Below are 10,110 nucleotides of genomic sequence, written 5' to 3'. Positions count from 1 at the left end.
TCATTATATTATAATCACAAGGATTATGAAAACGCTTTACTGTATTATTCATCACTCTGTATATTTTTTTCACTTAGTTGAAAATATTGAAAGTTTTGTGAAAATATTGAAAGTTTTGTGAAAATATTTTGTGGTTCAAAGTTTTGGTATTATACATAAAAAAACTAGTCAGTTGTATAATAAATATTACACTGACTAGATTTTTATGAAAGATTATCTTATAGTTTCACCAGATTCAATGACTTTCCTATCAAATGTGGCAGTTTTGAAAATACGTACGTTTTTACCTATTTTCATATTTCCTGGAATGATAGATTGCTTTTCAACCACTGTAATACCTGTATGTAAAACATCTGGTTTTTCTTTATTCGGTGTCATATCATCAACAAAACCAATTTCAGTATGTCCACCAATGATGACTTCTTTATCAATAATTGATTGAGTAATTTTTACATCGTTACCGATGATTGTATCATTTAGGATCACACTGTCTTTAACAATACTTCCCTTACCAACACGTACCCCTGGGCTTAATACTGAATTGATGACAGTACCTTCGATGATACAACCATTTGACACTAAGCTATCTTGAATGATTGCTTTACTGCCGGCTTTAACTGGTGGCAGATCCTCGCTTTTTGTATATACTTTCCAAGTTGGATCGTATAAATCAAGCTCAGTGTAAGTTTGTGCCATCGCTAAATTGGCATCTAAATAAGCATCTAATGTACCTACATCCATCCAGTAATCATTAAATTCATGTGCATATACGCTTGCTTGAGTTGTTTTAATCAACTTAGGAATGACGTGTTTACCAAAATCTAGGTTTTCTGCTATCGTTTCTTCAAGTACTTTCTTAAGTAGTTTAAAGTCAAATAGATAAATACCCATAGAAGCTAGATTTGAATCGGATACTTTTGGTTTTTCTTCAAATTCAATAATCTCGTTATTTGAATTAATTGACATGATACCAAATCTAGATACTTCTTCTGGTTTGACTCTTTGAGTTGCGATTGTAAGTAGTGCACCTTTTTCTTTATGGGTTTGAATCATTTTTCTATAATCCATTTTATAGATATGATCACCAGATAAAATAAGTACATACTTTGGATTTTTTCTTGCTAAGTATTCTAAGTTTTTTAATACAGCATCCGCTGTACCCATATACCAATTGGTGTGAGGTTGTAAAAGTGTTACAGATGAATCTCTTCTATCTAAGTCCCAAGGTTTTCCACTACCGATGTGTTTATTAAGCGATAATGGTAAATATTGAGTTAAGATTGCGATATCATAAATACCTGATTGTACACAATTTGATAACGTAAAATCAATAATTCTAAATTTTCCTGCAAAAGGCATTGCCGGTTTACTTCTTTTTTCTGATAGGACATCTAACCTGGTACCTTTACCGCCAGCTAGTATGAGTGCTAGTGTTTCCATTATATTTTCTCCCCTATTATGTTTTTGTATAATTCTTCATATGCTCTAGCCATTTGATTTAAACCAAAATCACTTTTCATTGCTTGTTTGACTAAAATCTGCCATGTTTTTTTATCTTCATTATAAAGATTTATTGCTTCAAATAACTTTTCTTTCAAATCATAAGAATCATAATTCTTAAAACTAAAGCCTGTACCTTCTTGTGTGTATTTGTTATACGGTATGACACTATCCTTTAATCCACCGGTTTCTCTAACAATTGGTAGAGAGCCATATTTCATTGCTATCATTTGACCTAAACCACATGGTTCAAATCTTGATGGCATCATAAAGATGTCACTAGCCCCATAGATAATGTGTGCTATTTTTTCATTAAACCCAATGTAATTACCGACTTTATTTGGATATTTATAAGTTAAGTATCTAAAGTAGTCCTCATATGCTTTATCACCTGAACCCATTAAGATGAACTTAGCATTACTGTATTGGATAACTTCTTCTAAACAGTATTCCATAAGTCCAAGTCCTTTTTGATCAGCAAGTCTGCCTACATAGGCAATGAGTGGTTCATCTAGGTTTTTATCCAAACCAAAATGTTCTAGTAAAAATTGTTTATTTAGGTTCTTACCAGATTTATGATTACTTACACTATAGGTTTTAATTAGGTATTTATCTGTCTTTGGATTAAAAGTATTTTGATCATCAATCCCATTTAAAATACCTGAAAAATCATTTATTCTATTTTGAAGCGAACCATCTAAACTAAATCCATATTCCCTGGTCATCACTTCTTTACTATATGTTGGTGATACTGTATTTATTTTAGTTGCACGTTCAATACCCGCTTTAAGGTAATTGACACGATCAAAATGAATATAGGTGTAATCAAAATCTGTGTTAAAGAATTTGGCTACATCTTTATCAAAATCCCCTTGATATTGTAAATTGTGTATCGTTAGCAATGTATGTATTCTAAAATAGTTAAAACTTTGATGTCTGTAGTGTTTGTCTAATAGATATGGAATCATAGATGTCTGCCAGTCATTAATATGCAAGATATCTGGATAAAACTCTATGATATCTAGACTTTCTAAAATAGCATAACTAAATGCCGCAAATCTTTCAGCATCATCATGGTAACCATATAATCCTTCTCTTTCAAAATAGTGCATATTTTGAACAAATATATAGGTGATACTCTCATATACTAATTTATAGTAATTAACTACAACTTCCCCGTGTCCCATGTAAATTGTCTTGGTTCCAAGATAAGTCATAGTTTCATGGTGTTTTTTTATGCCTTCATAGTAAGGTGTGATTACAACAATTTCATGCCCTAATACATTAATAGATTTAGGCAAAAAATAAGCCATATCAGCTAATCCACCAGTTTTACTAAAAGGGAAAGCCTCTGAACTACAAAACAAAATTTTCATAAAGGAGAATTCCTTTCTTATAGATACTTATCTCTATTTAATTAAATTATACCTTATGGTACCGGTTTTATCAATGAAATTCATTCTTAGGTTATTATCAATCACCTATATATTGTTTGATATTCAAATCATATTTGTTGATTTTATCTATTTAAATTTGGTATGCTTATCTTATCGCTTTTTATAAGCGAAATCTATCATGATGAAAAGTTGACATAATTTATGCAGTCCTTAAACAAAAAACAACAACTCACCGTATTAATTAGTGGGATTATTATTGAACTCATCATAGGTGTAGTTTATGCCTATAGCGTTATTAGATTACAGATAGAAAATGAACTTGGATTAACACATACCGAAAGTTCTATACCTTATTTAACATCACTTGCAGTATTTGCCTTTATGGTGATGTTAAGCGGTAGATTTATGAAAAAATCCAATTTTTATAAATGGGCAATCCTCGGTATTTTATCGATTGGTATTGGTTATATGATTGCCGCTTATGCAACCAATTACCTCATATTTACTTTAGGTCATGGTGTTTTCATAGGGACTGGGGTTGGAATACTCTATGGTATCCCTGTACAGATCATTCAAACAGTCTATGAGAAAAATCAAGGTCTTGCAGTGGGTTTAACAATTGCAGGTTTCGGCTTATCCACTGTAATTGTTGCACCTGTTTTACAGTCAAGTTTTAATGCTGTTGGGTTTCAAAATACTTTACTATATTTTGGCATTGCATCTACCATACTTCTATCCATCTTTGTATGGTTACTTATAAGAAAATTGGATTTATCAAAACTCTATGTCAAAAATAAGAAAGAAAAAGTTCACGCCTCAAAATATACTTTTACGATATTTTTCATCTTGTTTACTTTAGGTATTATGTTTGGTTTATCTATGATTGGATTAACCGTTTATATTGGTACAGATTACTATAATTTAGATATTACTACCATTACTATCTATATGAGTTTATTCGCACTTGCAAACGGTTTATTTAGACCCCTATTTGGATTTATTTATGACAAGTTTAAACTAAAAATATCAGTGATACTTATATCACTGATCACTTTATTCGTTTCAACGACCTATATCTTTTTAAATCCTTCGAGTCTATGGTTATTTATCTTAACAATTACACTTAGTTGGGGTACAGTGGGTGGATGGTTAGCTTTAATGCCAATTATTACCAAAGATCTTTTTGGTAAGAATAACTTTAATAGAACTTATGGGTATATGTATTTAAGTTATGGATTAGCTGCTGTTATTGGTAATTTATACACTAGTATATTAATAGATTCTTCGGTAAGTTTGGGTGTTATTTTTATACCTATTATGTGTATTTCTATAGCATCTATACTGTACATTTTATTCATCAAAATTAAACTGGCACATCAGAACAAATAGGTGACTTCGTCCCCTTTTATTAAAACCTGCTTAGCTTAGCGGGTTTTGTTTTATAATTAGGGTAGGGTGATGTTATGGGATTAGTTTCAGACAGTGCTCTGGTTAATGAATATATGAAGCATTGTAACCTAAATGTTCGAACTAAAGGGTATACCATCAAAGATATCTTTAAGGATTACTGGGAAGATTTTTTAATGGCTCATCCGCATTTAAATATCAGAGATACAGTTCATTTAAATGTAAACCGGATGCTTAAATGTTAAACACCTAAATTAGGCTACAGTTTCTATGAGTGTCCTAACTGTGGTTTTGAGTTTAGGTAAAAACAAAAAAAGGCTGGAAATTGATTGAATTGATACCATTTTCTACAATGAACTCTATGCTTTCGTCTTCTGACAATTCTGATAGGCTAGTTGCTTGAATTTGTTCGCTTAATTTAATTAAATCAGAATCTAATGTGTGTGCATATATATTTGTTGGCCTTAATACGATGAAAACAAGAAACACCAGTATCAATATCTTCATCAAAAATAAAGAAACATTTTTTCTGTTTGTCATTGCTTTTCTCATATTCATTTTTCTTACCTTTCTGCTATGATACTTGCCATAGCAGTATTTACATCTTCTTCTGTTATGGATTGATACTGTCCATTTACTTTTGGAAATACCACTGACTTTAAGATTTCAGCATCGTAGTTTAATCCGTATTCTGGATTTTGCTTTATCTCTATAATCGCATAGCCTATGATGTTATCTTCATCTTTTAAAACAATCTGAACATACGCCAAATCAGTCCATGTTGCAAGCTTATCATCATATGGCGTCCAATAAATAGTTTCACCAGATTCGATTATTACATTTTTACCACTATCATCATTTGAAATTACTAAATATCCTTTGTCAACAGTGCATTCAAAAACTGTGTTATCGGTATGTTTAACTTTAATTGCATTATTTCGTATTCCCGAAGTAAAATGCCACGTATGTAGCTCAATCATATCACTGACAGATTGTTCTTTGATACCAGTGCTGCACCCAGAAAAAAAACCTAAACACGTAATAATTATTCCCATCATCGTAACTTTCTTAAATATATTTCTCATATTTTTAAAATCTCCTTCACAAATTTACATGTAGCTTCTACTTTCATTTTTAAATACTTATGACCTATATAAAAAATTTCAGCAGGAATTTTTATCGTTTAATCTTTTCTTCTTCCATGCACATAGGCAAGCATATTTACTTGTGAAGTTTATCTTTCGAGTTTATATCTATACTATATCATATAGTTTATTATAAGTCGTGAAATTCTATAATTGATTATATTATTAGACTTATAATTTGATTTTTAAGCATAGAATCTTCAACACTACTTAAACTTCTTCGTCTATCGTCAAAACTATCTAGCAATGAAGCATATAAAAAACATGAAACAAAAAATGACAGCTAAAAATGAACAAGTTGCCTTTACAATACCTGTTGAAGAGGTACCTCAGTTACCTGGAGATCTTGGAAGAAATATTCAAATATACTATAAGGATGAGTTCTATCAATTTAAAATGCCAATCCATTATGTACCTTCTCAGTTTATACTATTAAGTGAAATTTTATATGAAAAGGTTACTGGTCAAAAATCATCCGGTATATTCTAATGAACTAACAATATAGCCATAATATAATTATCTTTTTATCACCTATAACAAAACAGATACATAAAGCATTTTTGCTTTTATGTATCTGTTTCGTTATAATTATATATTTTATACAGTCTCTAAATCTGTTCTTAATTCTAGTAATGAAACACTTTCGACCAAGGGGGTATAAGGAAACATATCCATTGGAATTAAACTCTTAAGTTCATAAGTCTTTAATAAATCTTCTAAATCTTTAGCTAAAGTCGAAGGATTACAAGAACCATAAATAAGTTTCTTCGGCTTGTATTTCAGTATTTGCTTAATTGTATCATAGCCAAGACCAGTTCTAGGTGGGTCAAAGAACATTGCATCAATCGTATCCACTTCAAGATTTTTTAAGGCCTTCTTAAAGTCAGATTGAATGACTGTCACATTTTTAATGTTATTTCGCTTTAAAGATAATATAGCACTTTGAACACTTCTTTGATCAATTTCTATTGCATAAACTTTTTTCACATCTTTAGCAATGTAATGGCTAATTGGTGCTGATCCTGCATAAGCGTCTATGACAACATCTGTAGGTTGTAGATTTGCTAGTTCTCTCATTTTATTATAGAACTTATCTGCCATCACCGTATTTAATTGGAAAAAGGCTTCAGGATATAATGAGAATGTTTGATGATTTATTTTCTCATTAATGGTTGCTTTACCAAATAGGTTTTCGTAGTTGTTAGTAAAGAATATCTGCTCTTTATATTTATCCGTATAGAATGCAAATACACTGACAATGTCTGGACATTGTGCAACAAGCGCTTCAGTAAACTTAGCAATACCCTCAAATTTTTTCATGAGTAAGAATGATACTTGAACTTCACCAGTCGTATATGATCGTCTAATAACCATAGACTTCATATAACCACTTTTATCTTTTTGGATATAGGCATGAAATTTATGTTGATCCATGAGTGTTTCAACAATTTGGATAATCTCATTAATTCTAGGTTGATGTACAGGTGTATCATTTACTGGTATAAATTCATTACCACCTTTAGCATATAATCCAAATTTGTTTTTACCTTCTAATTTTCTAACGGGTAAAGACACTTTGTTTCTATAACCAAGTGGTTCATTCATACCTATTGTTTGTTTGATTTTTGAATAAACTATCTTCTTATCTACGTATCTATTAAGGGCGTTAATTAAAATATCACGTTTAATTTGTAGTGACTTTTCATATGTCACATGTTGCATACTGTATGCACCACATAGTTCATACTCTGGAAACATCACTTCTAGTCTATCTGGACTTTTAACTTTAATTTCTTCAATATCTGCTAATAAGCGGTTAGGAAAGATTTCAGTCACCTTTGCTGTAATTATTTCACCAGGTAATGCATTATCAACAAAAACAGCAAGTTTATGGTAATATCCAATACCTTCGCCATTAATACCTAGTTTTTTAATTTCTATTTCTATAAGATCATTTATTTTGATTTGTTCGTTTATCATACGTGCTCCTTAAAAACTAAGGATGATTTTCAATCATTAGTTCAATTATATTGTAACAGTTTTTTAGTGTTTTTTCATGAAAAAAGGGACTGTTTGGTGTAAATAATGATATTTATCTTAACCAATGACAGTGCCTTTACATTTGACTTACTTTTTCTTGTTTGATTTTTTAGTTTGAAAATATGGGTTTGTTTTCTTTTGATAATTTACAAAAGATTTATCCTCTGATTTTTTCTTCTTAGGTTTAGGTTTATGACCTTTAAACTTTAAGTAATCAGGCAATTCTTTTTTTGGTTTTTCTTGTTTTTTTGATGTGTCGGTTTTTAGCTTATCAGTTATTACTTCTCTTTGTTTTGGTTGTGATTGAATTTGGTACTTATGTCCAACAGCTTCAATTTTAGAATTTATATGCTTTTCTACTTGAGTAAGCAGTTTTTGCTCAGAAGGATCAACAAGTGATAATGCCATACCACTTAAACCAGCACGTCCTGTTCTACCAATTCGGTGAATATAGGTTTCTGGTACCTCAGGTAGTTCAAAGTTTATAACATAGTCAAGTGCTTCAATGTCTATACCACGGGCTGCAATATCTGTGGCAACTAAGATTTTAGTTTTGCCTTTTTTAAAGTTTGCTAAAGCGCGTTCTCTAGCAGCTTGTGATTTACTACCGTGTATGGGTTCTGATTCAATACCTAAATTCATTAAATTTTTAACAAGTTTATTGGCACCATGTTTTGTTTTTGTAAACACTAAAACTGATTTCATATTTAAAGTATAAATTAAATCAATTAATAATAATGTTTTATTTGCTTTATTCACCATATAAACACTTTGAGTAATTGCGTCCAGTGTTTGTGTAACTGGTGTTACAGCAATTCTTTCAGGGTTTACTAAGATTTGTTTTGATAAGACTTCAATTTGTTTAGGCATTGTTGCTGAAAACAGCATCGTTTGACGCTTCTTAGGTGTTTTATCAACAATGCTTGTTACATCTTTAATAAAGCCCATATCTAACATTTGATCTGCCTCATCAAGTACAAGATATCTTACATCTTGTAATGATATTATTTTTTGATTCATTAAATCAAGTAATCGGCCCGGTGTTGCAATCACAACATCTACACCACGTTTTAGTGCTTCTTCTTGTCTTTTTTGTGATACACCACCATAAATAGTGGTACTTATAATATTTAGATATTTTGCATATATCTTAACATTTTCGTGTATTTGAAGTGCGAGTTCTCTAGTTGGGGTTAGTATAAGTGCTTGTACTTTTCTTGGTGCCTTATGTTCTTTTGTTTCATATATTTTTTGTAAGATTGGTATCGCAAATGCAGCTGTTTTACCGGTTCCAGTTTGAGCACTACCCAGAAGGTCTTGACCGCTTAATAAGATAGGTATAGCCTGTTCTTGTATTGCAGTTGGCGCTTCATATCCCGATAAGGTTAATGCCTTTTGAATACGTTCTATAATGTTTAATTCACTAAATTTCATTAATTAATTCCTGTTCTTTGTATTTTTATTTTAAGGTGTTTGATGTATAAAACACCTTGAAACAAAATGTCTAAATCATCTACCTTTAAGAGTATACACTATTTTTAGACTATTTTAATTAAATAACACAATTATTATATATATATAGTAAAAATTCGTGTCTAACCCATATTTTCAGGTATTTAATTCTTCTTTAGTAGATGATCAAATAAATTAGAAGTAGGTTCATAAAGTACTATAATTGATAAAAAACTACTTGCTGATAATAGAATTTGAAATGGGATATCAGATGCAATATATAGATAAGGATTCACTTCTAAGATAAACACAAACGGTATTAAAAACAACCAACTGTAGATGATTGAAAAAAGTATCCCCAATAAACCCAGTAGGATATGGTTATTGATCTTTTTAAAAATGGTTGTTAATGTCAGCGGTATAAGCATAAGACCAATATAAATGTATGGTGTGTAAATAATACCGAAACTTGAAGTGTAAAAACTATCTAGTAAGACATGTATTGTAACAATAAGAGAAGTTTTTAACCATCCAAGTTTTTTTGAATATAATACAATTAGAAAAATTGTTAATTGAATATTTGGCATAAATGTGAGTATTTGCTCTTGTATAAATAGGAAAGATGTTAAAAGTGAAATGATGACAATGTCATAAATTTGTAGTCTACCCTTCATGATGCACGCTCCACTTTTAATGTAATCTTCATTTCATTTTTCAATTCAATATCACCGATACCATAGGGACTAAAACTACCATTAATATAAATACTTATATATGTAGCATAATCCTTTGGCATAGTGTACCCTTCAATTGATACTAAAAAAGGACCATAGGCACTTTCTTCAAATTGAACATCATTAAAATGATTAAGAATAATATTTTGAAGTGTATCACCTTTAAAAAAGTAAATATCTTTATTCATTATATGCTCATCGTTTTGAAATTCAATTGTAACTACACCATCTTCTTTTGCATAGGTCTTCTGATTTAGGTAAGACACTGTAAATGCAATAACTAAAATAGATAGTACTGCTAGTATAATGGTTCTTATATTTTTCTTAATTACTTTCATCTTTGCATGCCTCATGTGATATGTTTGCTTATTATCTATGTATATAAGTACACTTTTATACTGTTTTAATGTTTACATATCATTGCTTCTATTCTAA

The 10,110-nt window shown here is 30.4% G+C and carries 10 protein-coding genes; 2 read left to right on the top strand and 8 right to left on the bottom strand.

The annotated features are described in order from the left end of the window. Positions 1–213: 213 nt before the first annotated feature. Both ACL_RS02605 and ACL_RS02600 read right to left on the bottom strand, forming a co-directional pair. Positions 214–1,440: a glucose-1-phosphate adenylyltransferase gene (locus ACL_RS02605; protein ID WP_012242468.1), complete on the bottom strand. Its 1,227-nt coding sequence runs from the start codon at positions 1,438–1,440 to the stop codon at positions 214–216. Then, complete coding sequence (locus ACL_RS02600) at positions 1,440–2,876, bottom strand: glycogen synthase (RefSeq protein ID WP_012242467.1); 1,437 nt, start codon at positions 2,874–2,876, stop codon at positions 1,440–1,442. Before ACL_RS02600 ends, ACL_RS02605 begins: the two co-directional genes overlap by 1 nt. 222 nt (positions 2,877–3,098) lie before the next feature. On the opposite strand from ACL_RS02600, the gene ACL_RS02595 reads away from it, so the two are divergent. Next, positions 3,099–4,286, top strand: a complete 1,188-nt coding sequence (locus ACL_RS02595) for an MFS transporter (RefSeq protein ID WP_012242466.1) — start codon at positions 3,099–3,101, stop codon at positions 4,284–4,286. Between the two features lie 315 nt (positions 4,287–4,601). Here the strand turns inward: ACL_RS02595 and ACL_RS02585 are convergent, their stop codons facing one another. Together ACL_RS02585 and ACL_RS02580 are read right to left on the bottom strand one after the other, a co-directional pair. After that, positions 4,602–4,856, bottom strand: a complete 255-nt coding sequence (locus ACL_RS02585; protein ID WP_143224488.1) for a hypothetical protein — start codon at positions 4,854–4,856, stop codon at positions 4,602–4,604. 11 nt (positions 4,857–4,867) lie between these two features. Further along, positions 4,868–5,389 carry a hypothetical protein gene (locus ACL_RS02580; protein WP_012242464.1) on the bottom strand — a complete coding sequence of 174 codons (522 nt, stop codon included), beginning with the start codon at positions 5,387–5,389 and terminating at the stop codon, positions 4,868–4,870. Positions 5,390–5,713: 324 nt separating this feature from the next. Here ACL_RS02580 and ACL_RS02575 point away from each other — a divergent pair, with 324 nt between their 5' ends. Beyond that, positions 5,714–5,938, top strand: coding sequence for a hypothetical protein (locus tag ACL_RS02575; RefSeq protein WP_041633838.1), 225 nt, complete (start codon positions 5,714–5,716; stop codon positions 5,936–5,938). 108 nt (positions 5,939–6,046) lie between these two features. On the opposite strand, the gene rlmD is transcribed toward ACL_RS02575, so the two are convergent. From rlmD to ACL_RS02555, 4 genes are all read right to left on the bottom strand, one after another. Further along, positions 6,047–7,429, bottom strand: coding sequence for a 23S rRNA (uracil(1939)-C(5))-methyltransferase RlmD (rlmD, locus tag ACL_RS02570; RefSeq protein ID WP_012242462.1), 1,383 nt, complete (start codon positions 7,427–7,429; stop codon positions 6,047–6,049). A gap of 147 nt (positions 7,430–7,576) precedes the next feature. Continuing rightward, positions 7,577–8,923: a DEAD/DEAH box helicase gene (locus tag ACL_RS02565; RefSeq protein ID WP_012242461.1), complete on the bottom strand. Its 1,347-nt coding sequence runs from the start codon at positions 8,921–8,923 to the stop codon at positions 7,577–7,579. Positions 8,924–9,105: 182 nt separating this feature from the next. Beyond that, positions 9,106–9,615, bottom strand: coding sequence for a hypothetical protein (locus ACL_RS02560; protein WP_012242460.1), 510 nt, complete (start codon positions 9,613–9,615; stop codon positions 9,106–9,108). Next, positions 9,612–10,013 carry a DUF4430 domain-containing protein gene (locus ACL_RS02555; protein WP_041633835.1) on the bottom strand — a complete coding sequence of 134 codons (402 nt, stop codon included), beginning with the start codon at positions 10,011–10,013 and terminating at the stop codon, positions 9,612–9,614. The genes ACL_RS02560 and ACL_RS02555 overlap by 4 nt, the downstream gene beginning before the upstream one ends. Positions 10,014–10,110: the final 97 nt, after the last annotated feature.

The sequence above is a fragment of the Acholeplasma laidlawii PG-8A genome, from assembly GCF_000018785.1.
GTDB lineage: Bacteria > Bacillota_I > Bacilli_A > Acholeplasmatales > Acholeplasmataceae > Acholeplasma > Acholeplasma laidlawii.
This window is presented reverse-complemented; position numbering and strand designations above follow the sequence as displayed.

Excerpts from the sequence above, each read along its gene's own strand:
- ACL_RS02605 (WP_012242468.1), bottom strand. The coding sequence starts at position 1,440 with ATGGAAACACTAGCACTCATACTAGCTGGCGGTAAAGGTACCAGGTTA.
- ACL_RS02600 (WP_012242467.1), bottom strand. The coding sequence starts at position 2,876 with ATGAAAATTTTGTTTTGTAGTTCAGAGGCTTTCCCTTTTAGTAAAACT.
- ACL_RS02595 (WP_012242466.1), top strand. The coding sequence starts at position 3,099 with ATGCAGTCCTTAAACAAAAAACAACAACTCACCGTATTAATTAGTGGG.
- ACL_RS02585 (WP_143224488.1), bottom strand. The coding sequence starts at position 4,856 with ATGAGAAAAGCAATGACAAACAGAAAAAATGTTTCTTTATTTTTGATG.
- ACL_RS02580 (WP_012242464.1), bottom strand. The coding sequence starts at position 5,389 with ATGAGAAATATATTTAAGAAAGTTACGATGATGGGAATAATTATTACG.
- ACL_RS02575 (WP_041633838.1), top strand. The coding sequence starts at position 5,714 with ATGAAACAAAAAATGACAGCTAAAAATGAACAAGTTGCCTTTACAATA.
- rlmD (WP_012242462.1), bottom strand. The coding sequence starts at position 7,429 with ATGATAAACGAACAAATCAAAATAAATGATCTTATAGAAATAGAAATT.
- ACL_RS02565 (WP_012242461.1), bottom strand. The coding sequence starts at position 8,923 with ATGAAATTTAGTGAATTAAACATTATAGAACGTATTCAAAAGGCATTA.
- ACL_RS02560 (WP_012242460.1), bottom strand. The coding sequence starts at position 9,615 with ATGAAGGGTAGACTACAAATTTATGACATTGTCATCATTTCACTTTTA.
- ACL_RS02555 (WP_041633835.1), bottom strand. The coding sequence starts at position 10,013 with ATGAAAGTAATTAAGAAAAATATAAGAACCATTATACTAGCAGTACTA.